Here is a 22,791-nt window from a genome sequence, read left to right as displayed (position 1 = left end):
CGTCACGGTGAACCTCCCCGTGTCCACACGAAGACGGGCGATCCCCGGCCATCGTGCTCGGCGAGCGCCTCCGGCCAGGGTCAGGTCAGCGGGCGCCGGGTCGGCGGGGCGGGTGGGGGCCGGGGGCTTCCCCGCCGGGCGGGTGCGCAGGGGCGGTGACGGCGACGGGGGCTGTGACGGGGGCGGGGAGGGCTGTGAGGGACGCGAGGAAGTGGTCGAAGGCGCGGTCGGCGCGGGCGACGTCGCCGGTCGCCTCGATGTCCATGACGAGACCGCGGACGACCGCGAGGACGAGGGTGCCGAGTTCGGGACGGCCGATGCTCCGCATCCCCTCCTCCAGCGGCCGCAGCCAGTCCGTGGTGGCCTCGCGGCGGAACCCGGGCCAGAGCCGCTGCCCGGCGTCCTCGCGGAGCCGGCCGAACACGCGGAGGTACGGGCGCCCGGCGGGGCCGGTCATCTCCCGCCAGGCCCGCCGCAGGGTGTCCGGGTAGGGCTCGCCGGGTCGCGGGGCGACCAGCCCGCCGAAGAAGTCGCGCTGGCGGCTGCGCGCCCGCGCCAGCGTCTCCCGCAGCAGCGCGTCGCGGGTGCCGAAGTGGTAGATCAGCATCCGCGTCGAGGTGCCGGACGCCCTCGCCAGGGGTTCCAAGCGGTCCGGCAGCCCGTGCGCGAGCGCGTGGTCGGCGCAGGCGTCGAGGATGCGGTCGCGGATCTCGGGCTGCTTGTGCCGTCCCACCGCCGCACTTTTTCACGTAATCCCCACTACGTCTACCGTGGGGGCAGGGGCCGGGACACCGGCGCCACGGGAGGCGGAACGCCTGGTCAGGAGGAAGAGATGCGCGTCGTCTTCGTACACGGAGCGTGTGTCCGCGACGGGTCGTGGTGGTGGCACCGGGCCGCCGCGGCCCTGCGGGAGCGCGGTGTCGGGAGCGCGGCACCGGCACTGCCGAGCTGCGGCGAGGGCGACCGGCCGGCCGGGCCGCGGGGCCCCGGGCTGCGCGAGGACGTCGCCTCGGTGCGGACGGCGCTGACCGCGACCGACGAGCCGGCCGTGGTCGTGGCCCACAGCTACGGGGGCATCGTGGCCGCCGAGGCCGCGGCGGGCGTCGAGTCGGTCCGGCACCTGGTGCTGGTGTCGAGCTACCTGCCCGAGCCCGGGGAGTCGCTGTCGACGTTCGGCGCGCCGGTACCGCCGCCGTTCCTGGACTTCGACCCCGAGGGCGGGACGTTCGGCGCCAGGCCGGAGCTGTTCGCCGACACGTTCGTCCAGGACTGCCCGCCCGACGTCGCCCGCGCGGCGGCCACCCGGCTGGCCCGGCAGACCCTGTCGGTGACCGGGCAGCCCGTCCGCGCGGCGGCGTGGCACGACCTGCCGACGACGTACCTGCTGTGCGCCGACGACCGGGGCACCCCGGCGGAGGCACAGCGCGCGTTCGCCCGCCGCGCGGACGAGGTGGTCGAACTGGCCGCCGGCCACCACCCGTTCCTGTCCCGGCCGCAGGATGTCGCCGACCTCGTCGCGTCCCTCGCCTGACCCCGCGGCCCCGCCCGGCCTCCCTCCGCCCGCGCCCGCCCCGCCCGTCCTCTCCTGAGAACTCCCGCCCCGCCCCCTGCCCCCTCACTGCCCGGACCTCGGCGCCGCCGTGACAACCGACCCGGGAGGCCGGCGCAGTGGGCGGATGGGCGCGGACGAGACGGTGGTGGCCGACGACGGGACCCGGCTGTGGGCGACCCGCGCCGGCGCGGAGGCTCCGGTGCTGCTCTGCCACGGCGGGCCGGGGCTGTGGGACTTCCTCGGCGGCCTCGCCGGGCTGCTGGCGGACCGGTTCGCCGTCCACCGCTGGGACCAGCGCGGCTGCGGGCGTTCACAGCGGCGCGGACCGTACGCGTCGCCCGGTCGGGTGGCGCGGTGCCTCCGCGGTACGGGCCTCCGCGCGGCGCCGGGTTCGATCCCGGCGACGACCCGAACAGCGGCCCGGAAGGGGTGGGAAGACGGTCCGAGCCCGGACAGGACGGTGCCCAGCGCCGCCCGGACCGGGGCCGGGCGGCCATCCTGGTCCTGCCCGGGGCCCGGGTCCGCCCCCTGGCCCCATGCCCCAGGCCCCGTCCCCGCCCTCACCGCCGGCTCAGCTCCGCCGGTTCGTCCAGCCGCGTCAACTTCCTCGGGTTGCGCACCGCGTAGATCCGGGTGACCCGTCCCTCCTCCACCACCAGGCCGAGGGCGGCCGGTTCGCCGCCGACCTCGACGCGGCCCGCGGGCGCGCCGTTGAGCCAGACGGTCGCCGCGCTGAACCCGGCCGCCGCCCGGTGGGCGCGGGCGAGAAGCGCCGCGACCGACTCGGCGCCGCGGACCGGCGCGAGCGCGGCGGCCGCGACACCGCCACCGTCGGCGATCATCACCACGTCGGGCGCGAGGACCGCCATCAGCTCCTCAAGCCGACCGGTGCGCAGTGCGGCCATGAACCGTTCCACCACGGCCTGTTGCTCCGACCGGCCGACCCGGACCCGCGGCCGGCGGGCCGCCACGTGCGCGCGGGCCCGGCGCGCGATCTGCCGTACGGTGGCGGCCGGCTTCCCGACCGCCGCGGCAATCTCCCCGTAGGGCAGCTCGAAGACCTCACGGAGCACGAACACCGCCCGCTCGGCCGGGCCGAGCGTCTCCAGCACGGTCAGCACCGCCATCGAGACGCCCTCCGCGAGGACCACGTCGTCGGCGATGTCGGGGGCGGTCAGCAGGGGCTCGGGCAGCCACGCGCCGACGTACTCCTCGCGCCGGCGCGCCAGCGTGCGCAAGCGGTTGAGCGCCTGCCGCGTCACGAGCCGGACGAGGTAGGCCCGCGCATCGCGGACCTGCGCCCGGTCCACGCCGGCCCACCGCAGCCACGACTCCTGGAGCACGTCCTCCGCGTCGGCCGCGGAACCGAGCATCTCGTACGCGACGGTGAACAGCAGGCCGCGGTGGGCGGCGAACGGGTCAGCGGTCACCGCGCGGGAGTGGCGCCGGACGCCTGCGGGCCCGCCGTGAGCGGAACCGCGCACGCGGCGGAGTAGCCCTGCGACTCGATGCCGAGCGCCGTGTTGCTCCTGGTCGCGAGGTTGGCGAAGGCGATGACCGCGGTGAGTTCGACCAGTGCCGCCGGGCCGAGCCGGTCGAGCAGGCGGGCGGACAGCGTGTCGCTGACGGTCGGCGGGGGGGCCGTCATGGCCTCGGCGTACTCCAGCACGTCGCGCTCCAGCGGCGTGAAGACGTCCGCCTCGCGCCAGCGCGGCACCTGGCTCGCCTTGGCCAGGTCCAGGTTCTGGCCGTCCGCCTGGAAGTAGCCGATGTCCAGGCACCAACCGCAGCCGACCCGCGCGGCGACTGCCATGTGGGCGAACGACTTCAGGCTCGCGTCGGCCGCGTCCCACCGCCCCACCCGACTGCCGAACTCCAGGTTGTCCCGGGCGACCGCGGGGCTGTGCCAGGTCACTTCGACGGGCTCGGGCACCGCGCCGAGTTGCCCGGTCATCTGCTCCCGCAGGGCGGCGGGGATCTGTGCCTTCGGTACGCGTGGTGCCATGGTGGCCTCCTCGGATGTCGGTGTGTCCGGCATGAAGACACCGCCGGGGCCGCGGTTGTGACAGCCGCCGTACCCGGACGGCGGCGCCGTCCGGATGCGTCGGCTCGTCGACCGGGGCACGGGCGGCCGACGGCCCGCGGCCGGCGCGAACCCGCCGTCGCACCCTACGGGCGGGCGCCCGGGCCCCGCGGGCCCACCGCTCCGGGACCGGTAGGCAGGGCTTCACCGCACGTGCGGAAGGCGGTGGCCATGCGGCCGGCACCACGCGGCCCGGCTCGACGCCCTCCAGCGAATCGCCACGACGTCGGGGCGCGGCCCGCCCGGGGTCCCGGCGCTCGGCTGCGGCGGAGGGGCGGACGCGTCGCAGGTCAGGGCCGCCGGCGGGGGCGGGCGGTTCCGTCATGAGTTCGGCGTAGCGGGGCGGTGTGGCCGTCGCGGCACCTCCATGGCCGGTGAGCTGCGGTGATGCGCGAACCGGGACGCGCCTCCCGGAACATTCACCGGACCGGTGGCAGCGGGCTCCCGCAAGGTGGCAGCAGGGGTCGGCCGGTCCTGACGGCGCGGCGCGCGGGACGGCCGGTGCGGGCGGTACGGCGGAGCAGGCCCTACGGGCGAAACGGGCGGTACGGCGGAGCGGGCGGAGACCATGAACGAGATCTGGGTCCTGGGAGCGACCGGACGGACCGGCCGCGCGATCGCCGGCCGGCTGGCGGCGTCGGGCGCGCCGCTGGTCCTGGTGGGGCGGGACGCGGCACGGCTGGACGACGTGGCCGTGTCGGTCGGCGGGACGTCGCGGACGGTGGTGGTCGGTCCGGCCGCCGGAACGGACGGCGGCGGCCTGCCGGGCGGGACCGGCTGCGCGGGGCGCGGCCGAGGCGCCCGTGGCGGCCCTGGTACCCGTGGCGGTCGCCGGCGCGCACCGGCGGGCACCGCAGTCGCCGCCGTCACCGCGCGGCTCGCGGCCGCCGAGCACGCCGTGGTGGTCAACACGATCGGCCCGTTCACCGAGACGGCGGTGCCGATCGCCCGCGCGTGCCCGCCGGGCACCCACTACCTCGACCTGGCCAACGAACTCCGCGCGGTCACGGGGCTGCTGGCGTTGCAGGACGAGGCCGCCGCCGACGGCCGCTGCCTGGTGAGCGGCGCCGGGTTCGGCGTCCTGGCGACCGAGAGCGTGGTGCTGAAGATGTGCGCGGGCCGGCCCGCCCCCGCGCGGGTGAGGGTCGACGCGATGGCGGCGGTCGACGGCGAGCCCGGTCCGATCGGCTCCGCCCTGGCGGCGAGCATCGTGGACGCGATCGCCGTCGGCGGGCGGCGCTACGAGGGAGGCCGGCTGGTGCGTGCCCGGCTCGGCGGCGACTTCCAGCGGTTCACGCTGCCCGACGGCTCGACGGCCCACGGCGCGGGCGGACCGTCCGGCGAACTGGTGGCGGCCCGCCGCGCCAGCGGTGCGCCGTTCGTCGTCGCCGCGTCCGGCATGATGCCGTCCGGCCGGGCGGTCCGGGCGGTGCTGCCGGCCGCTGCCCTGCTGCTCGCCCGCCGGCCGATCGGCACCGCGGTGAAGCGCCGCTTCGCCCGGGTCCAGGTGGAACACAGCGCACGGAAGCGGGAGTTCTCCTGGGCGCGGGCCGTGGTCCAGGACGCCGACGGCCGCATCCGCGAAGGGTGGCTGCGGGCGGGCGACGGCATGGGCTTCACGACCTGCGTGGCCGCCGAGGTCGCCGTCCGGCTCGCCCGCGGCGAGGCGAAGCCCGGCGCCCACACCCCCGGCGCGCTCTTCGGTCCCGAACTGGCCGAGGCGGCCGGCGGCACCTTCCTCCTCGACTTCCTCCTCGACGGCGCCGCCCCCTGACGCACCGCACCCGGACGCGCCGGGCCCGTCAGGCCGTCAGGCACCGCCGGGCCGCCGGGCGGTGAGCCCCTTGCACCGTCGGGTCGTGGTGCCGCGCGGCCGGGACACCGTGGACCTGTCGCACCGAAAGGCCGGAGCGCCGGAACCCGGCGGCACCGCGAGCCCGTTGCACCGTGATCCCGCCGCACCGTGATCCCGCCGCACCGTAAGCCCGCCGCACCGTGGCCCCGCCGCACCGTGATCCCGTTGACCGGACACGCGGGCGGGCTGTGCTCCCCCGCGCGGGAACACGGCTCCCGCCGCCCGGCGCGAACGCGACGTCCGATTCCCGCCAGCGCCGCCCCGCCGCCGCGGAAAGACTGGCCGCATGACCACGCAGAACGACCGGACCACCGGTGGCGGCCGCCCCGGCGGTCCCGCCGCCGCCCACACCCGGATCGAACCCGGCATCCTCTACTTCGGCACCCCGGTGGTGCTGCTCTCCACCGAGAACGAGGACGGCAGCGCGAACCTCGCGCCGATGTCGTCGGCCTTCTGGCTCGGCTGGCGGGCCGTGCTCGGCCTCGGCGCGGGGTCCCAGACCGCGCGGAACCTGCTGCGTACCGGCGAGTGCGTGCTGAACCTGCCGGACGACTCGCTCGCCTCCGCCGTGGACGCGCTCGCGCTGACCACCGGCCGCGACCCCGTGCCCGAGCGCAAGCACCGGCGCGGGTACCGGTTCCACAAGGAGAAGTTCGCGCGGGCGGGCCTCACCCCGGTCGGCTCGCAGACCGTGCGGCCGCCCCGCGCGGCGCAGTGCCCGGTGGCCATGGAGGCGGTGGTCGAGGCCGCGCACCCGCTCGCCGAGGACGACCCGCGGCAGCGCGGCGGCGTCATGGTCTTCGAGGCGCGGGTGCAGCGGGTCTTCGTGCACGACGCGATCCGGATGCCCGGCACGCGCGACCGCGTGGACCCCGACCGGTGGCGTCCCCTGCTGATGAGCTTCCAGGAACTGTACGGACTCGGCGGGCGGCTGCGGGAGTCCACGCTGGCGAGCATCCCCGAGGAGCTGTACCGCGGGCCCGACATCGCCCGTTCGCACGCCGCCGGGCAGGCCGCCGGGCGCTCTTGACACCCGTGGGGCCACCCGCCGACGCTGGGGCGGGGCGCGCCACCGTCGACCGAACGCGCCGCCACCCGCCGCGCACGGCAGGCGCGGTCCGCACCACGGGCACGGCACGCACGGCACGCACGGCACGCACAGGACGCACGGCACGCACGGCAGAGCAGGCAACGCAGGCAACGCAGGCAACGCACCGCCCCGCACGTGCCGCCACGGCCGCGCGGCGGGGCGGCGGGCGACGGCAGCGAAGGAGCGGTCATGCGGGGGCCAGACGCGTTTCCGACGGTGGCGGGCGTCGCCGCGGCGGCCCGGATGCTGACGCTGCGCCACCCGGACCTGTGCCGGATGCGGCTGGCCGGCGAGTCCCGGTCCGGTCAGCCGCTGTGGCTGCTGTCCGTCGGCGCCCCGCGCGGCTGCGACCGCCACGTGCTGGTGGTGGCCGGCGCGAACTGCGACGAGCCGGCGGGCTGCGGCGCCGCGTTGTGGCTCGCCGAGCAGGCCGTCCACGACCGCCGCCGACTCAAGGCGGCTGGTCTGACCTGGGACTTCCTGCTCTGCCTCGACCCCGACGGCGCGCTCCTGAACGAGCGGGGGCCGGCCGGGCGACGGCCGCCCGCGGTGCACTTCCGGCACACCTACCGGCCGGCCGGCACCGAACACCCGCATGCGGCCGACTCGTTGCTCGCCCCGGTCGGCGGACTCCCCGAGACACTGGCGCTGTCCGCCCTCGTCGCCGAACTGCGCCCGGTGCTGAGCTGCTCGCTGCACGGCACCGACGTGGGGGGCGCCTGGGTGCGGTTGTCGGCCGAAGTGCCGGGACTGGCCGAGCCGTTCGGCAAGAGCGCGGCCGAACTCGACATCCCGGTGCAGGCCGGCACGTACGAGGCGCTGGCCTCGCGGGGCGCCGGGCCCGGCCTGTTCGTGACGCCGGCGGCCGGGCAGCGGTACGGCGGGACGGAGGTGAGGGTCGAGGTGCCGATGTGGGCGACCCGGCGGGTGGCCTACGCCGAGCCGCACCCGGACCCGGAGTACGCCCTCGCCGTGCTGGCGGCGCGGCTGCGCAACGAGGGGGCGACCGGCGAGGAGGCGTTCGGGCAGGCGCTGGAACTGCTCGGCGACGCCGCGGACGGGCCGCTGCTGCGGGCCGCACGGCACGCGGTCGGCGCGTGGGCGGCCATCGCGGCGGACTTCGACGCGGTCGGGCGGGACGCGTCGCTGCCGCTGACCATGGCCCACGTGGCCGCCTGCGACATCGCCGCGCGGCGGGCGCCGCTGCGCGCCGCCGGGATGCTGCTGCGGCTGCTCGACGAGGCGCGGCTGGACGAGGACCCCGACAGCGGGCCCGCCCGGCTGCGGGCGCGGCTGGAACGGCGCCTGGACGCCGGTGCCGCGGACCTGATCGCGGCGATGGACGCGGTGTGGGTGCCGATACCCGAGCAGATGGAGTTGCAGGCGCGGACGGTGCTGGCCGCCGCGGCGCGGATCGGGTAGGCGCGGCGGCGGCCGGCACCCGTCCTGCCGCCGCGGGGCGGGCCGCCCGCCGCCACCGCCTCCGCCACCGCCCGCGGACGGTGCGGCCGAAGGTCGTCGCGGGGGCGCGGGGCGGTCTTGACAGCGGGGCCGGGGGATCGGAACCTTGGCGGGGCATCGGGCAAATCGGCGATTTCCCCGTCAACTCAGCGCCGGTTCGGCTGGTTTGGACAGCAAGGAGATCCCGTGGCGACGATGACCGGCGGAGTGTGACTCCGGCGATGGCCGATGCTTATCCGAGTGTCGCGGGTGTGGTGGCGACGGCGGCGGCGTTCGCGCTGTCCCACCCCGGGCTGTGCACGTTGCGGGTGGTCGGCAGGTCGAGGGCGGGCAGACCGCTGCACCTGCTGACCGTGGGGCACGGCCGGCGGAACGTCCTGGTGGTCGCGGGTCCGCACTCCGACGAGCGGGTGGGGGCGTCGACCGCGCTGCGGCTGGCCGAACACGTCGCGCACGACCCGGTGCTGCACGCCGGCGCGGACGTGTCGTGGCACCTGCTGCTCTGCCTGGACCCGGACGGCGCGGTGCGCCACGAGGCCGGACCCGCGATACGCCGCACGCCCGCCGCGCACTTCCGGCACGCCTACCGCCCGCCGGCGGACGAGCAGCCGGAGTGGGCGCCGTCGGTGCGTCCGCCGGACGACCAACTGCCCGAGTCGCGGGCACTGGTGGACCTGATCGACGAGCTGCGCCCGGTCATGCAGTGCTCGCTGCACGCCAACGACGTCGGCGGCTGCTGGATCCAGCTCACCCGGGACGTCCCCGGACTCGCCGAGCCGCTGGGCAAGTTGGCGGCCGAGCACGACGTGCCCGTGCAGATCGGCACGTACGACGCGCTGCGGTGGACGGTGTCGGGGCCCGGCGTCTACGTGCTGCCCGAGCCGGGCGCGCGGGGCTGCGGGGACCGGTCGGCGGCCGCGGACGTCGAGCGCTCGACCTGGGTCCGGCCGCACCGCCACGGCGGGATGACCGCGCTGTTCGAGGTGCCGATGTGGACGGCCCGCAGCGTGGCCGATCCCGCGCCGTGCCCGGACTCGGAGCGGGAACTGGCCCGGATCGGGCGGCAGTTGCGCGGCCACGCGCGCCGGGTGGAGGTGCTCCTCGCGGAGGCGCGGGCGGTGCTGCCGACCGGGGCACCGGAGCGGGCCCACCTGCTGCGCGTGGTCGCGGCGCTGGCCGCGGCCTGCCCGCAGGTGGCAGCGGAGTGGGAACGGCTGCCACCGGACGCGCTGCCCCCGGGCACGATGCCGCTGACCGCCGCGCACGTCGCGGCCCTCGACATCGCCGCCCGCCGGATCCCGCTGCGGGCCGCTGGCCTGCTGATGCGGCTGCTCGACGGCAGTCCCGACCCGGCCACCACCGGCGTCAGGGCCGCGTGCGCGCAGCAGTTCACCCGCTGGGCGGACGAGCTGAGCACCGGCCACGATCCCGTCTGGGTGCCGGTCGAGGAGCAGGTGAGGCTCCAGTCGGAAGCGGTGCTGGCGGCCTTCCGGCTGGCCGTCGCCGGGGAGTGACGGCACGAGGCGGATGACGGTACGAGGGGGATGAAGGCACCGGAACGGAGCGGGTCCGCCGCGCCGTGCACCGCCCCCGCCCGGCACCCCGGCGGCGCGGACCCGCCCCGCACCGCCTCAGACGGCGACCGCTCCCAGCTCCGCCGCCACCAGCTCCGCGATCTGCACCGCGTTGAGCGCGGCGCCCTTGCGCAGGTTGTCGTTCGAGACGAACAGCGCCAGGCCGTTGTCCACCGTCTCGTCCCGGCGGATGCGGCCCACGTAGGAGGGGTCGGCGCCCGCGGCCTGGAGCGGGGTGGGGATGTCGGAGATCTCCACGCCCGGCGCGGCGGCGAGCACCTCGTAGGCGCGCTCGACGCTGATCGGACGGGCGAAGCGGGCGTTGATCTGGAGGGAGTGGCCGGAGAAGACCGGGACCCGCACGCAGGTGCCGGACACCTTCAGCTCGGGGATCTCCAGGATCTTCCGGGACTCGTTGCGGAGCTTCTGCTCCTCGTCGGTCTCCAGGCTGCCGTCGTCCACGAGGTTCCCGGCGAGCGGCACCACGTTGTAGGCGATCGGCCGCTGGTAGACGGCCGGGGCGGGGAACTCGACGGCCGAGCCGTCGAAGGTGAGGCGGTCGGCCTGCCCGGTGACCTTCTCGGCCTGGCCGTGCAGCTCGGCCACGCCGGCCAGACCCGAGCCGGAGACCGCCTGGTAGGTGGCCACGACCAGGGAGACCAGTCCGGCCTCGGCGTGCAGCGGGCGGAGCACCGGCATGGCGGCCATGGTGGTGCAGTTCGGGTTGGCGACGATGCCCTTCGGGCGGTTCGCGAGGGCGTGCGGGTTGACCTCGGAGACGACCAGCGGCACGTCGGGGTCCCGGCGCCACGCGGAGGAGTTGTCGATCACCACCGCGCCCTGGCCGGCGACCTTCTCGGCGAGCGCGCGGGAGGTGCCGCCGCCGGCGGAGAAGATGACGATGTCCAGGCCGGTGTAGTCGGCGGTCGCCGCGTCCTCGACGGTGACGGTCGCGCCGTCCGGACCGCCCTCCCAGGGAAGGGCGCGGCCCGCGGAACGGGCCGAGGCGAACAGGCGCAGTTGCGTGACGGGGAACCCGCGCTCGGCCAGCACCTTGCGGACGACCCCGCCGACCTGTCCGGTGGCTCCGACGATTCCGATCCTCATTGCGGTATCTCTCCGATCATGCCTGTCTGGGGGTGCCCGTCCGTTTCGAGTATCCCCGGCCGGTGGGTGGGGCGCCCCGGGATTTCACGGGGCGAGACGGCCGGGGCCTGCCGCGGCCCCTGCCGCGGGTGCCGCCTCACCGTCCGCCACGGCGGCCAGCGCCTCCAGCGCGGCGGCCAGCGCGCCCGGGCTCGCCGGGAGCAGCGGCAGGCGCACGTCCGGGGTCGGGATACGGCCCTGGGCGTGCAGGACCGCCTTCACGACGGCCGGGTTCGGCTCGCGGAAGACGGCGGCGGCCAGGGCGGCCAGCCGGCGCCCCCGCTCCGGTTCCGCCGCACCGTCCGGCCCGGCCCCGGCGAGGGCCGCCCACTCCCCCGTCGCCAGGTGGGCCGCGGCCAGGACGGCGCCGTGCGCGCCGAGTGCCAGCAGCGCGGGTGCGACGACGTCGTCCCCGGCCAGCACCTCGAAGTCCGGCGGCGCCGACGCCAGGAGCGCGACGGTCTCCGGCGTGATCTCCCCGGTGGCGTACTTCACGCCCACGACCCCGGGGATCGCCGCGAGGGCGGCCAGCGCGGCGGCGGAGAGCGGCTGCGCGGTGCGGTGCGGGACGTGGTAGACGAGCACCGGCACCGGGCTCGCGGCGGCGACCTCGCGGAAGTGGGCGAGCACGCCCGACTCGCCCGGTCGGGTGAACGACGGGACGGTGGCGAGGACGGCGTCGGGCACATCGGGCAGATCGGCGAGGGCGGCCGCCTCGCGGGCGGCGCGCCGGGTGGAGCCGGCACCGCCCACCCCGACGGTGAACCGGGCACCGTGCGCGCGGCAGACCCGCCCGACCACGGTGGTGACCGAGACCCGCTCTTCCGATTCGAGGGCGGCCGCCTCCGCGGTGGTGCCCAGGGCCACCAGGCCGCCGGCCCCCGCGTCCAGCAGGCCGTGCCCGAGGCGTTCCAGCGCGGCCGGTTCGACCCGCCCGTCCGGCGCGAACGGCGTGATCAGCGGTACGTGGATCATGCCTGCGAGTGTGCGCCGCCGGGAACCGCAAGGTCCAGTTAAATGTCGTGCACGGAACTCTTAAGCAGCCCTACGCTGCCCGGCATGTATGAGATATCCACCGATCCCGCGCGCATCGACGTGCCCCGCGTCCACCAGTGGCTCTCCGTCGAGTCGTACTGGGCGAAGGGCCGTTCGCTGGACAAGCAGCAGGCCGCCATGGCCAACTCGCTGAACTTCGGGGCGTACCGGGAGGACACCGGCGAGCAGCACGGCTACGCGCGCGTCGTCACCGACCTCGCGACGTTCGCCTGGCTCTGCGACGTCTACGTCGACCGGGCCGCCCGGGGCAGGGGCCTGGGCACCGCCTTGGTCGCCGCCGTCCGCGACCACCTCGCGCCCTACGGGGTGCGCCGCGTGATGCTCGCGACCGCGGACGCCCACGGCGTCTACGCGAAGCTCGGGTTCGAGCCGCTCGCCGACCCCGCCAAGTGGATGGCCCTGGGCCACCAGTGACCCGCGCGCTCCCCGGGGCGGTGCGCACCGCGTCGGGGAGCGCCCGCCCCGGCGGCACCGCCGGCGGACGGCCGCTGCCGGCGGTGCCGCCGGGGCGGGGAAATCGCAGCCGCAGGAGACCGCCGAGGGATCGGAACGAGGGGTCAGAAGACGTCGGGGCACCACGGGCGGCGCGGGGTACGGAAGAGGGTGTCCGCCGTCCGGGCCGCCTGCTCGCGGTGCTCGGCGACCCGCCCGAGCACCGCCAGCCGCACCGCGGACTCGTCGCCGAGGTAGAGGCAGCCGAGGTCGGCGGCCGACAGGGACAGGTCGGCGGGCGCGGACGTGGGGACGCAGGAGGCGGCCCCCTTGCCGTCGGTCTCCAGCAGGAAGCGGCCGGCGGCGGGACCCGCCGCGGTCCCGGCGCCGTCGCGCACCTCGTCCCGGACCTCCAGCACCAGCCCGGTGGCCGGGCCCGCGTAGTGCCGCGCGGTGAGCGCGGCCGGGACGTCCAGCAGCCGCAGCCACAGGAAGTCGGCGTGGGCCTCGGTGCGCGCGGCGCGCGGGTCGCCCAGCAGCAGCGGCACGATGTCGTCCGGCGCCCGGTACCCGGTGGTGATCAGGGTGATCCAGTCCATCGAGAGCAGGAACCGCCACAGCGCCCGCTCGGCGGCGTCGGTGGCCGCCGTCAGGTCCGCGACCGACAGCTCGACCCGCGGCAGCTTGCCCGGCCAGGGATGGTCCTGCACGTCCCACAGCACGAACCCGTCGACCCGGCCGTCCGGGCCCCGGTAGGCCGCGCAGAACCGCTCCTTCCAGCCGTGCAGCCGCAGTTCGCCGGTGGTCCGCCGCCACCACAGCGGGGGCCGGTCGATCGCGCCGGGTGTCCGCGCCCGGAGCCGGTCGTGCACCCCGGGGCCGAACTCGCCGAGCTCGGCGAGCGTGGCCATGTCCACCCGGCCGCCGTCCTCCGGCCCGGCGTAGCGGTCGTCGAGCGCGGCGCGCGGCACGTCGATCTCCCAGTTCGACACCCACGTCGCCGGGCCGAAACCGAACCGGCCGTAGATCGGGTACTCCGCGGCGATCAGGATCGACGCCACGTCCCCGCGCTCCATCGCGTCGGCGAGGTCCGCGGCCATCATCCGCGCGGCCAGCCCGCGCCGGCGGTGCGTGGCCGTCACCGCCACGTTCGTGATCGCCGAGGCGGGCACCCCCGCGCCGCCGGGCACCGTCAGCTCGCGCGGCATGCTGCGGAAGGTCGCCACGCAGCGCCCGCGGTCGAACGCCCCGCGGGTCCGCGCCAGGTCGATCATCGAGCGGCGGGCCTCCACCTCCTGCGCGTCGGCCGACGGCGCGATGTGGAAGCCCGTGTACTGCGCCCGCACCCAGTCGGCGACGTCGGACTCTTCGAGGGTGCGGATCTCGGCGTTCATGCCCGGCACCATAGGCGGGCGGGGTCGCGCGGCGCACACGGTTATCCGCGGTGCGGTCCGACGGACGCGGCGCGTGCGGGCGGTCCGGCGGGCGGGCCCGCACGCCGGGCCGTCGGTCGCCGCGTGCGGGCCCGCACGCACACGACGCACGCTCGGGACACCCGCCCGGGACGCTTCCGGACGGCCGGGCCGCCGGTACGGCCGGACCGCCCGCGCGCGGCACCGGACCGCCCGCGCGGACGGCGGCGCCCTCAGTCCTCGGCCAGCAGGTCCTCCACCCGCGCCTCCCCCGCCCGGTAGCGGCGGGTGATCTCCGCCGAGCATCCGTCCACCGTCTGCTGGAGCACGTGGCGGCGGCCGGACACCTGCTGCTCGTGGCCGGCCAACCGGTCCCTCGCCGCGTGCAGTTCGGGGTCCGTACGGGCGTCGAGGTCGGACAGCTCCACCTCGGAGAGCATCTCCTCCGCGAGCAGCCGCACCCGCTCGGTGAGCGGGGTGCCGAGCGTGACGTGCCGGGCCGACGAGCGCACCCGCGACGGCCCGTCGGTGAGGATCTCCGAGAGCCGGTCGACCACCGCCGCGCCGCCGGCGGTAGAGCCGGTGCCCTCTCCCGGGCCGTCCTGGGCGGCGTCCGCCGCGGGCGCCGCGCTCGCCTCGGGTGCCTCCGCACCGCCGCGCCTGGCCAGTTCGGCGCGCAGGATGTCGATCCGCCCGTGCAGCATGCGCCGCAGGTAGGACAGGTCGGCCTCCTCCCGCTGCGCCTCGCGCCGCAGGGCGCGCAGCGCCGCCAGGTCCAGCGCGCCCAGGTCGGGCGCGGACGGACCCGCGAGGCCGCCGGAGAGCGGGTCGGCGAGCGGGCCGCGTGGCGCGGGCGGCCGTAGCGGGCCCGTGGAGTCGGCCTTCAGCATGGGTTGGCCCTTCCTGCTGTGCGTCCCGCCGCGGAAGCGGCGGCCCTCGGTACGGCGGTGCCCGGCGCCGGGCACGGCGCCCGTCGCACGGTGCCGGATGTCGCTCCGGCGCCGGATCTGGTCATACCTGTCGTCCCCTCCGGGCGTGCCGCCACGCCCCTCCCGGCTTCGATGCTGCCATCTGCCGCCGGCCGACCGCAGCGACTCTGCACCCGAACGGCCGTCACAACAGTTGTGCGACCCCGCCGACCGGGCGTACGCCGTCGCCTCCGCCGGCCGCCCCTCACCCGTGTGGGGTACAGCCGCGGGGACCCGCGACAATGGGTCCATGCGAGCGGTGGCCCAGCGGGTGAGCGAAGCGAAGGTCGTCGTCGACGGGGAGACCGTCGGCGCCATCCAGGGGCCGGGACTGTGCGTCCTGGTCGGGGTGACCCACGACGACACGAAGGAGAAGGCGGCGGCGCTGGCCCGCAAGCTGTGGAGCCTGCGCGTCCTGCCCGAGGAGCGGTCCTGCTCCGACATCGACGGGCCGCTGCTCGTGGTGAGCCAGTTCACGCTTTACGGTGACGCCCGGAAGGGGCGCCGGCCCACCTGGAACGCCGCCGCGCCCGGCCCGGTCGCCGAACCGCTCGTCGACGAGGTGGTCGCGCGGCTGCGCGGGCTCGGCGCGACGGTCGCCACCGGGGTGTTCGGGGCGGACATGAAGCTGTCCCTCACCAACGACGGGCCCTTCACGGTCGTCATCGACATCTGACGCCGTGCCCGCGGCGTGCTCCGGTCGCCGCCGGCCCGGCGCGGCGCCGCCCACCCCGACGGGGACGCGGCCGCGGTCCTACGGCGCGACCACGGTCTCCTGGGCCGCCGCCGTGTCCTCTCCCGCGATCAGCGTCGCGTTCTCCGGGGTGTTCCGCTTGACCAGGGCCAGGGCGATGGGGCCCAGCTCCCAGTGGCGGGCGGAGGAGGTGACGAAGCCGACCGCGCGGGCGTCCGCGGCGTCGGCGCCCTCGACGGCGACCCGCACCGGCGCGCCGTGGGCCGGCAGCCGCACCTCGCTGCCGTCGAGGTGGAGGAAGACGAGCCGGCGCGGCGGCCGCCCGAGGTTGTGCACGCGGGCGACGGTCTCCTGGCCGCGGTAGCACCCCTTGTTCAGGTGCACCGCGCTGTCCAGCCATCCCAGCTCGTGCGGGATCGTCCGGTGGTCGGTCTCCAGGCCCAGCCGCGGCCGGTGCGCCTCGATCCGCAGCGCCTCGTGGGCGAGCACGCCGGCCGCCGGGCCCGCCGCGGCCGCGAAGCCCTCCAGCTCCTCGCGCGGCACGAACACGTCCCGGCCGTACGGCGTCTCGCGCACCGCCCACTCCGCGGGCACCTGGGCGATGGAGCCGGCGGGCAGGTGCACCACGGCGTACCGGTCGCCGGCGTCGGCGACCTCGACCCGGTAGAAGAACTTCATGCTCTCCAGGTAGGCGAGCAGCGCGCCCTGGGTGCCGGGCTCGACGTGCATCCACGTGGTGGTGCCGTCGTCGACCAGGTACAGGGCGTGCTCGATGTGGCCGTGCGCGGACAGGATCAGCGCCTCGGTGGCCTGCCGCGGCGGAAGCTGCTCAACGTGCTGGGTCAGCAGCAGGTGCAGCCAGGAGAGCCGGTCCTCCCCGCTGACGGTGACGACGCCGTGGTGGGAGAGGTCCACGAAGCCGGTGCCGTCCGCGAGCGCGCGCTGCTCGCGGAAGAGGTCGCCGTAGTGCGCGGCGACGCCTTCGTCAGGGCCTTCTGCGGGGACGGCGCCGGGGAGCGACAGCAAAGGGCTCTTGTTCATGCGGTCAAGCGTACGGCGACGGGCGTCAGGCGTTCCCCGCGGCCTTGCGGGCGCAGTCCTGGCAGCGGCCGAAGATCGCGAAGTGCTTCATGTCCGTCTCGAAGCCGAACCGCTCGCGCAACTCGTCCTTGAGCGGGGCCGCGACGCCCACGTCCGCCTCCGTGACCCGGTCGCAGTCCCGGCAGACCAGGTGCATGTGGTCGTACCGGTCGGCGAGGTGGTAGGTGGGGGCGCCGTGGCCGAGGTGGGCGTGGTTGACCAGGCCCAGCTCCTCCAGCAGCTCCAGGGTCCGGTAGACCGTGGAGATGTTGATCCCCGACGCGGTCTTGCGCACCTCGCACAGGATGCCGTCCGGCGTCGCGTGGTCGAGGGCGTCGACGGCCTCCAGCACAAGCTCGCGCTGCGGGGTCAGCCGGTACCCGCGCTGCCGCAGATCGCTCTTCCAGTCGGTGCTCGCCACCCGCCCAGTGTAGGTACGCCTACTTGAAGAAGGCGATCCCGTCGTCGGGAAGGTCCTTCAGATCGGCGACCCACTCCTTGGGGTCCACCACCTTCTTCAGGTGCGCGGACATGTACGCGCGCAGCGGCACCGCGGGGGTGGCCTTCTCGCCGACCCACATCAGGTCGCCGTTCACGTACCCGTACAGGCGCTTGCCGCCGCTGTACTCCGGGGCCACCGGCAGCCGGGCCACCGCGTCCGTGACCAGGTCGATCTGCGGCTTTCCCTCGGCCAGCTCGCCGGTCCAGATCTCCACCACGCCCTCGTCGCGGGTGGTGGTCACGTCCACCTTCCGCTCGGCGTCGATCCGCCAGTAGCCGGTCTCGGACTCCAGCGGCCTGACCTTGCGGCCCTCCTCGTCGAGCACCCAGGTGTGCGAGGTGTACTCCAGGAACGGCCGCCCGTCGTGGGCGAAGGCGACCTCCTGCCCGAAGTTGCACTTCTCGGCGCCGGGGAAGTCGTGCACGCCCGCGCCGGTCCAGCGGCCCAGCAGGAACGCGATCGGGACCAGGGACGGGTGCAGGTCGGAGGGGATCTCGATCATGTCAGCGCTGGCCCTGGTACAGCTTCTTCACCGCGTAGAGCGCGAACGCGGCGACGCCCAGGCAGACCAGGACGAGCAGGGCGTCGAAGTAGTACTGGATTTCCACGGACGGGCTCCTCGGCGGCAGACGGTGCGGGTCCGCGCACGGGTACGGCGCGGCCCGCCCGCAAGTCTAGTCCGCGCCCCTTCCCCGGCCGCGCCCAGGCCACGCCCGGTGCGGCTCAGCCCGGCAACCGCGCCTGCAACCGGACCGTCCGGTCGAACGGCGCCGCCGCCGACACCCCCGCGCGGCGGTCGCCCGGGCGCGGTCAGCGGCCCGTGCTCAGTCGTCGGTGCTGCGCGTCCAGCACGTGCTGGAGCAGGGCGCGGGAGGGCGTGCTCCCGCCGGTCACCGAGATCGTGATGTGCACGTCGCCCTGGTAGGAGACCGCCAGCAGGGTGTCGGTGGACTCGGCGGAGCCGGACGACAGGTCGTAGCCGCGGGCGGGGTAACCGCCCTGGAGCGGCAGGGCGGTGGCCTGGTAGGCGGACGCCGCGTAGTACGCCGCGGCCTGGCCCGGTCCGCGCAGCCGCACCAGCTCGACGGTGACCTCGGAGACGCCGTCGGCCGTCAGGTACGTACGGGTGGCCGCGGCGCGGAACCCGTAGGTGGACAGCGCCCGCGCGGCCTGTTCCCCGTCCGCGGCGCCCGCGGCCACGTCGGCCGCGCTGTCCGCGCTGCCGTCGGGGTCGCCGTAGACGTCGGCGCCCTCGGGCGGCGGGACGAGGAAGTACCTCAGGTCACCAGTGTGCGCGCCGTCCGCGACCTGCCCGGTGGGCTTCCCTGGCGCCGCGGACGGGGTGCCCGGCGCGGTCGGGGACACGGAGGGGGCTGGCCGCGCGGCCGCGCCGGTCGCCGGGGCGGTGGCCGACGGCGTGACGGCGGCGTCCGAGCCGCCCGGGGACGAGCCGAACGCGATCACCGCGCCGGCCGTCACCGCCGCCAGCGCGACCAGTCCGGTCACGGCCGCGGCGAATCCCCCACGACGGCCCGCGCCGTCCCTGAATCCCACCCAAGCCCCCCCGGGCACGTATGTGTACACGCGTACGATCCACGCGGATCTGCTTTTATACCACCGCTTAGGGTGCTCGTATGACGAACAAAGTCGTGATCAAGGTGACGGCCGGCGCGGACGGGCCCGAGCGGTGCTCGCAGGCGTTCACCGTGGCCGCCGTCGCGGTCGCCAGCGGGGTGGACGTCTCCCTCTGGCTGACCGGCGAGTCCGCCTGGTTCGCGCTGCCCGGGCGGGCCGCGGAGTTCGAGCTCCCGCATTCCGCGCCGCTGCCCGACCTGCTCGACGCGGTGCTGGCCGGCGGCCGGGTCACGCTGTGCACGCAGTGCGCGGCCCGCCGCGACATCACCGAGCGCGACGTCATCGACGGTGTACGGATCGCGGGCGCCCAGGTCTTCGTCAGCGAGATCACCAAGGACGGCGTCCAGGCGCTCGTCTACTGACCCGCCGGTCGCCGCCGCGCGCGGCGGCGCTGTCGTACCCCTGGGCTACGTTGCGGGCATGACGGAATTCGTGCTCGTGCCGGGCGCTTGGCTCGGCTCTTCGGTGTGGGACGAGGTGGCGGCGCACCTGCGGGCGGCCGGCCACGGCACCCACGCGGTGACGCTCGCCGGGGTCGCGGACCGCCGCGGCGAGCAGCCCGCGGGGCAGCAGGCCCACGTGCGGGACGTGGTGGAGGCGGTCGAGGGCTCCGGGCTGCGGGACGTGGTGCTGGTCGGGCACAGCTACTCGGGCATCCCGGTCGGCCAGGCCGCGGGCCGGATCGGCGACCGGCTGACCCGCGTGGTGTACGTGGACGCCAACGTGCCGGTCGCGGGCGGGTCGTTCGTGACCGGCTTCCCGGGCGGCGGCGAGGTGGCCGAGGCGGTCGCGGCGAACGGCGGATCGTGGGCGCCGCCGGGCCCGGAGGAGTTCGACGGCCAGGGGCTCACCCCCGAGCAGACCGCCCGGCTGCTGGCCGGCGCCACGCCCCACCCGGGCGCGAGCCTCACCGAACCGGCCGCCCTGGCCCGCCCGCTGGAGGACCTGCCGACGACGTACGTGAAGTGCCTGCTGGACTGGCCGGAGCCGAGCGCGGCGGTGGCGGAGCTCCTGACCGGCGACACTTGGGAGCTGGTCGAGATGGACACCGGCCACTGGCCGATGTTCTCCCAGCCGGACGAACTGGCCCGGGTGCTGCTCGCGGCCGCCGGCCACGCCCCCGGGAGCTGATCCGCGCCCGCGCGGAGCGCCCGGCCGGAGCCCCCGGCCGGCGACGCGCCGGGCGGGGGGCGCGGCGCTGCTCCCGCGCCCCGGGCGCCGTGGCCGGATCGCGGCCGGTCGGCCGGTTCCGGCAGGTGCCATCCGGGGGTACGGGTCGTACCGTTGAAGTGTGTACGCGCGACGTCGTCACTGGTACTTCGCCATGATGGGCACTTGCGTGGTGCTCTTCGTCCTGGCGTGGTCCGTCGTGCGCCTGTGGTCGGTGCCGGCGGCGATCGGGATGTGCCTGTTCGCGATGTTCATCCCGCCGGTCGCGGCGATCGTCGCGAACCGGAAGGGCCCGGAGGACCGGTGGTGGGACGAGAAGGACCCTCCTGGTTCCTCTGATTCCCCCGGCCCTCGGGACCCCCGGGGTCCTCAGGCCGCACGGGGTTCCGGCGATGCCCCGGGCTCCCGGCGCTCCCGGGGCTCGCGCGAGGCCGACCGCAAGGCGGACGAGGCCGCACCCGACCCCGACCGGCGCATGCGCGGCAGTTGCGGCGACCCGCAGTCGGACGCGTGGTGGGCGGAGTTGGACGAGCGCAACCGCAAGCACCACCGGGACTGACCCGCGGCCGCGCGCCGCCGCTCCCGGACGTGCGGACGGGCCGCACCCCCTTGCGCGGGGTGCGGCCCGTCCGGGTCCGCCGGGCCGCCGGGATCGGGCGGCGTCCCGGATCAGACGGCGATGGCGACCTCCGCGGCGGCGCCCTTCTGGGCCACCACGGTGCGGTCGACCGTGGCGCCCGGCACGAGGGCGCGCAGGGTCCAGGTGCCGGGGGCGGCGAAGAAGCGGAACTGCCCCGTCGCCGAGGTCGGGACCTCGGCCGTGAACTCCCCGCCGCCGTCCAGCAGGCGGACGTAGCCGCTGACCGGCTCGCCGTCGCGGGTCACGGACCCCTGGATGATCGTCTCGTTCGCCACGTCAACTCCTGCCAGGTCCGGGCCGCCGGCCTTCGCTCCACACATAGGGTTCAGTCCTCGCCTCGTCGCGGTCGGTCAGTTCGAGCCGAGCTCGATCGGCACGCCGACCAGGGACCCGTACTCGGTCCACGAGCCGTCGTAGTTCTTCACGTTGTCCACGCCGAGGAGCTCGTGCAGCACGAACCAGGTGAGCGCGGAGCGCTCGCCGATCCGGCAGTAGGCGATGGTGTCCTTGGCGAGGTCCACCTGCTCGTCGGCGTAGAGCTCCTTCAGCTCGTCGTCCGACTTGAAGGTGCCGTCGTCGTTGGCGTTCTTCGACCACGGGATGTTGCGGGCGCTGGGCACGTGGCCCGGGCGCTGCGACTGCTCCTGCGGCAGGTGCGCGGGGGCGAGCAGCTTGCCGGAGAACTCGTCGGGCGAGCGCACGTCGACCAGGTTCTGCGCGCCGATCGCGGACACCACGTCGTCGCGGAAGGCGCGGATCGAGGTGTCCTGCGCCTTGGCCGTGTAGGAGGTGGCCGCGCGCGAGGGCACCTCGCTGACCAGCTCGCGGGCGTCCAGCTCCCACTTCTTGCGGCCGCCGTCGAGCAGCTTCACCGCGTCGTGGCCGTAGAGCTTGAAGTACCAGTAGGCGTAGGACGCGAACCAGTTGTTGTTGCCGCCGTAGAGCACCACGGTGTCGTCGTTCGCGATGCCCTTGGCGGACAGCAGCGCCTCGAAGCCCGCCTGGTCGACGAAGTCGCGGCGGACCGGGTCCTGGAGGTCGGTCTTCCAGTCGATGCGGACCGCGTTCTTGATGTGGTTCTTCTCGTAGGCAGAGGTGTCCTCGTCCACCTCGACGATGACCACCTTCGGGTCGTCGATGTGGGCCTCGACCCAGTCGGCGTCCACCAGGACGTCACTGCGGCTCATGCTGTTCTCCTCCGGGGCAGTACGGAATGTGCGGTGGCGCGGTCGCTTGCGTCGAAGCGCAGGGGCGCGTCGGGGTGCCTGACGGCAGGCGGGGAGGGCGGGGGCCGGCCGCACGGGCCGTTCGGCCGCGGCGTGGCGGCGGGGCGGGCGCCCTCAGGAAAGTCGACAGAGCATGGCGGCAACGCGGCACAGGTCCACTGCCCGCCGCTTCGTGAGGTCCGCCTGTCGCTTCATGAGTCCCGATCGTAGGGAAATGAACCGTGACGTGTCACCGGTGTATCGGATGACGAGACGAGATTGTCCGTATGGCGATACACATGACGGCCGCCATCCGCACGGTACCCCTCGCGCGCCGACCCCAAACGGAAGGCGGGCGACCGCGTCGGACCCGGCGCCGGCACGGAGCGGGCACCGGTGGGCACGGGTGGACACCGGCGTCTCAGCCCGCGAGAACCACGCCCTTCCCGGCGAACTTGACGGTGATGCCGGCCGGGCCGGTGGTGACCGTGGTCAGCCCCAGCCCCGACGGCAGGTGGGTGAGCTGGGGCGTGATGTCGATCTCGTCGCGCAGCTTGGCCTCCAGGCCGAGCGCGGTGAACGCCTTCGGCAGTCCCTCTGCGTGCAGTTGGATCGTGTTGGGGGCGGCGCCGCTCGACGGGTCCACGACGCTGACCTTGCTGAGCAGGCTGAAGTGGGTGCCGAGGTAGGACCCGGTGAGCCGGACGGTGTCCGTGGCGCCGCCGCCCGGGTACGAGACGGTGATGCCCGCCGGCGCGGCCTTCGTCAGCTCCGCGTAGTCGATCTTCGCGGTGCCGGTGGCACGGTCCGCCGAGGCCCGGCTGTAGCCGTTGGACAGCTTCACGTCGTACAGGTCGGCGTGGAAGTCCTCGACCTGGACGGTCCGGCCGCCGCTGGTCGCCGCGACGCCGTCGGCGTCGACCGTCACGTGGCCGAGCTTGCGGGCGAGGGCCTGGGTGAGGAACGGGAAGCCCTTGATGCCCACCGTCGGCCTGTCGGTCAGCCCCTCCGCCGACTGCGCCTCCTGTGCGGCCTTGTTCTGGGCCACGTGCACGGCGATCCGGTCCAGCCCGGCGAGGACCACGCCGAGCACCAGGACCACGATCAGGGTTATTCGCGCCGCGCGCATGGGTTACTCCCGGCTGTTGACCGTTCTACCGTTCGACTCGCTCGCAACGCCTGACGGGCGGCGGGGCCCGAACGGTTCCCGCCGGACCCCGTCATTTATCTCACCCG

General features: G+C 75.6%; 24 protein-coding genes and 1 pseudogene. 11 read left to right on the top strand and 14 right to left on the bottom strand.

Going from position 1 to position 22,791, the window contains the following annotated elements:
- Positions 1-85: 85 nt before the first annotated feature.
- Positions 86-733 carry a TetR/AcrR family transcriptional regulator gene (locus tag RVR_RS20415; protein ID WP_202235221.1) on the bottom strand — a complete coding sequence of 216 codons (648 nt, stop codon included), beginning with the start codon at positions 731-733 and terminating at the stop codon, positions 86-88.
- Positions 734-832: 99 nt separating this feature from the next.
- Between RVR_RS20415 and RVR_RS20410 the strand changes: the two genes are divergently transcribed.
- Both RVR_RS20410 and RVR_RS38920 read left to right on the top strand, forming a co-directional pair.
- Complete coding sequence (locus RVR_RS20410) at positions 833-1,531, top strand: alpha/beta hydrolase (RefSeq protein WP_202235220.1); 699 nt, start codon at positions 833-835, stop codon at positions 1,529-1,531.
- A gap of 145 nt (positions 1,532-1,676) precedes the next feature.
- The gene (locus RVR_RS38920; RefSeq protein ID WP_346731463.1) at positions 1,677-2,189 is read left to right on the top strand and encodes an alpha/beta fold hydrolase; all 513 of its coding nucleotides are present in this window, start codon (positions 1,677-1,679) and stop codon (positions 2,187-2,189) included.
- Here RVR_RS38920 and RVR_RS20405 read toward each other — a convergent pair.
- Together RVR_RS20405 and RVR_RS20400 are read right to left on the bottom strand one after the other, a co-directional pair.
- Entirely contained in the window at positions 2,113-2,982 is an 870-nt protein-coding gene (locus RVR_RS20405) for an RNA polymerase sigma-70 factor (RefSeq protein ID WP_202235219.1), read from the bottom strand. The genes RVR_RS38920 and RVR_RS20405 overlap by 77 nt on opposite strands.
- The gene (locus tag RVR_RS20400; RefSeq protein ID WP_202235218.1) at positions 2,979-3,557 is read right to left on the bottom strand and encodes a carboxymuconolactone decarboxylase family protein; all 579 of its coding nucleotides are present in this window, start codon (positions 3,555-3,557) and stop codon (positions 2,979-2,981) included. Before RVR_RS20400 ends, RVR_RS20405 begins: the two co-directional genes overlap by 4 nt.
- Positions 3,558-4,203: 646 nt before the next feature.
- Between RVR_RS20400 and RVR_RS20395 the strand changes: the two genes are divergently transcribed.
- From RVR_RS20395 to RVR_RS20380, 4 genes are all read left to right on the top strand, one after another.
- Entirely contained in the window at positions 4,204-5,409 is a 1,206-nt protein-coding gene (locus tag RVR_RS20395; protein WP_202235217.1) for a saccharopine dehydrogenase family protein, read from the top strand.
- A gap of 367 nt (positions 5,410-5,776) precedes the next feature.
- Positions 5,777-6,520: a flavin reductase family protein gene (locus RVR_RS20390; protein WP_202235216.1), complete on the top strand. Its 744-nt coding sequence runs from the start codon at positions 5,777-5,779 to the stop codon at positions 6,518-6,520.
- 249 nt (positions 6,521-6,769) lie between these two features.
- Positions 6,770-8,002: a M14 family zinc carboxypeptidase gene (locus RVR_RS20385; protein WP_202235215.1), complete on the top strand. Its 1,233-nt coding sequence runs from the start codon at positions 6,770-6,772 to the stop codon at positions 8,000-8,002.
- Between the two features lie 260 nt (positions 8,003-8,262).
- The gene (locus RVR_RS20380; RefSeq protein ID WP_202235214.1) at positions 8,263-9,555 is read left to right on the top strand and encodes a M14 family zinc carboxypeptidase; all 1,293 of its coding nucleotides are present in this window, start codon (positions 8,263-8,265) and stop codon (positions 9,553-9,555) included.
- A 117-nt stretch (positions 9,556-9,672) separates the two neighbouring features.
- On the opposite strand, the gene RVR_RS20375 is transcribed toward RVR_RS20380, so the two are convergent.
- Together RVR_RS20375 and RVR_RS20370 are read right to left on the bottom strand one after the other, a co-directional pair.
- Complete coding sequence (locus RVR_RS20375) at positions 9,673-10,722, bottom strand: aspartate-semialdehyde dehydrogenase (RefSeq protein ID WP_202235213.1); 1,050 nt, start codon at positions 10,720-10,722, stop codon at positions 9,673-9,675.
- Between the two features lie 84 nt (positions 10,723-10,806).
- Positions 10,807-11,736: a dihydrodipicolinate synthase family protein gene (locus RVR_RS20370; RefSeq protein ID WP_202235212.1), complete on the bottom strand. Its 930-nt coding sequence runs from the start codon at positions 11,734-11,736 to the stop codon at positions 10,807-10,809.
- Positions 11,737-11,820: 84 nt separating this feature from the next.
- Here RVR_RS20370 and RVR_RS20365 point away from each other — a divergent pair, with 84 nt between their 5' ends.
- Positions 11,821-12,231: a GNAT family N-acetyltransferase gene (locus tag RVR_RS20365; protein ID WP_237404871.1), complete on the top strand. Its 411-nt coding sequence runs from the start codon at positions 11,821-11,823 to the stop codon at positions 12,229-12,231.
- A 143-nt stretch (positions 12,232-12,374) separates the two neighbouring features.
- Here the strand turns inward: RVR_RS20365 and RVR_RS20360 are convergent, their stop codons facing one another.
- Both RVR_RS20360 and RVR_RS20355 read right to left on the bottom strand, forming a co-directional pair.
- Positions 12,375-13,643, bottom strand: a complete 1,269-nt coding sequence (locus RVR_RS20360; protein WP_237404870.1) for a GNAT family N-acetyltransferase — start codon at positions 13,641-13,643, stop codon at positions 12,375-12,377.
- Between the two features lie 251 nt (positions 13,644-13,894).
- The gene (locus RVR_RS20355) at positions 13,895-14,551 is read right to left on the bottom strand and encodes an RsiG family protein (RefSeq protein ID WP_202235209.1); all 657 of its coding nucleotides are present in this window, start codon (positions 14,549-14,551) and stop codon (positions 13,895-13,897) included.
- 328 nt (positions 14,552-14,879) lie between these two features.
- On the opposite strand from RVR_RS20355, the gene dtd reads away from it, so the two are divergent.
- Complete coding sequence (dtd, locus tag RVR_RS20350) at positions 14,880-15,305, top strand: D-aminoacyl-tRNA deacylase (protein WP_202235208.1); 426 nt, start codon at positions 14,880-14,882, stop codon at positions 15,303-15,305.
- A gap of 78 nt (positions 15,306-15,383) precedes the next feature.
- On the opposite strand, the gene ygfZ is transcribed toward dtd, so the two are convergent.
- The 4 genes from ygfZ to RVR_RS20330 all read right to left on the bottom strand — a co-directional run bounded on the left by ygfZ (position 15,384) and on the right by RVR_RS20330 (position 18,411).
- Entirely contained in the window at positions 15,384-16,364 is a 981-nt protein-coding gene (gene ygfZ / locus RVR_RS20345) for a CAF17-like 4Fe-4S cluster assembly/insertion protein YgfZ (protein ID WP_202235207.1), read from the bottom strand.
- A gap of 25 nt (positions 16,365-16,389) precedes the next feature.
- Positions 16,390-16,824 carry a Fur family transcriptional regulator gene (locus RVR_RS20340; RefSeq protein ID WP_202235206.1) on the bottom strand — a complete coding sequence of 145 codons (435 nt, stop codon included), beginning with the start codon at positions 16,822-16,824 and terminating at the stop codon, positions 16,390-16,392.
- Positions 16,825-16,843: 19 nt separating this feature from the next.
- Positions 16,844-17,407 carry a heme-binding beta-barrel domain-containing protein gene (locus tag RVR_RS20335; protein ID WP_202235205.1) on the bottom strand — a complete coding sequence of 188 codons (564 nt, stop codon included), beginning with the start codon at positions 17,405-17,407 and terminating at the stop codon, positions 16,844-16,846.
- Positions 17,408-17,715: 308 nt separating this feature from the next.
- Positions 17,716-18,411: a hypothetical protein gene (locus tag RVR_RS20330; protein ID WP_202235204.1), complete on the bottom strand. Its 696-nt coding sequence runs from the start codon at positions 18,409-18,411 to the stop codon at positions 17,716-17,718.
- A 128-nt stretch (positions 18,412-18,539) separates the two neighbouring features.
- Here RVR_RS20330 and RVR_RS20325 point away from each other — a divergent pair, with 128 nt between their 5' ends.
- The 3 genes and pseudogenes from RVR_RS20325 to RVR_RS37795 form a co-directional block, all read left to right on the top strand.
- Entirely contained in the window at positions 18,540-18,902 is a 363-nt protein-coding gene (locus tag RVR_RS20325) for a DsrE family protein (RefSeq protein ID WP_202235203.1), read from the top strand.
- 58 nt (positions 18,903-18,960) lie between these two features.
- Positions 18,961-19,671 (top strand): alpha/beta fold hydrolase, encoded by a 711-nt coding sequence (locus tag RVR_RS20320; RefSeq protein WP_202235202.1) that lies wholly within the window; start codon positions 18,961-18,963, stop codon positions 19,669-19,671.
- Positions 19,672-19,831: 160 nt separating this feature from the next.
- Positions 19,832-20,053 (top strand): annotated as a pseudogene (locus RVR_RS37795) (DUF3099 domain-containing protein); the annotation flags it as partial.
- 326 nt (positions 20,054-20,379) lie between these two features.
- Here the strand turns inward: RVR_RS37795 and RVR_RS20310 are convergent.
- From RVR_RS20310 to RVR_RS20300, 3 genes are all read right to left on the bottom strand, one after another.
- A complete protein-coding gene (locus RVR_RS20310) occupies positions 20,380-20,670 on the bottom strand; it encodes a DUF1416 domain-containing protein (protein ID WP_202235200.1) in 291 nt (96 codons plus the stop codon).
- 30 nt (positions 20,671-20,700) lie between these two features.
- Entirely contained in the window at positions 20,701-21,537 is an 837-nt protein-coding gene (locus RVR_RS20305) for a sulfurtransferase (RefSeq protein ID WP_202235199.1), read from the bottom strand.
- A 439-nt stretch (positions 21,538-21,976) separates the two neighbouring features.
- Positions 21,977-22,684 carry an LmeA family phospholipid-binding protein gene (locus RVR_RS20300; protein WP_202235198.1) on the bottom strand — a complete coding sequence of 236 codons (708 nt, stop codon included), beginning with the start codon at positions 22,682-22,684 and terminating at the stop codon, positions 21,977-21,979.
- Between the last annotated feature and the right edge of the window lie 107 nt (positions 22,685-22,791).

Source organism: Streptomyces sp. SN-593, from assembly GCF_016756395.1.
In the GTDB taxonomy this organism is placed as follows: domain Bacteria; phylum Actinomycetota; class Actinomycetes; order Streptomycetales; family Streptomycetaceae; genus Actinacidiphila; species Actinacidiphila reveromycinica.
The sequence above is the reverse complement of the archived record's forward strand: the minus strand, read 5'-3'. Positions and strand labels throughout refer to the sequence as shown.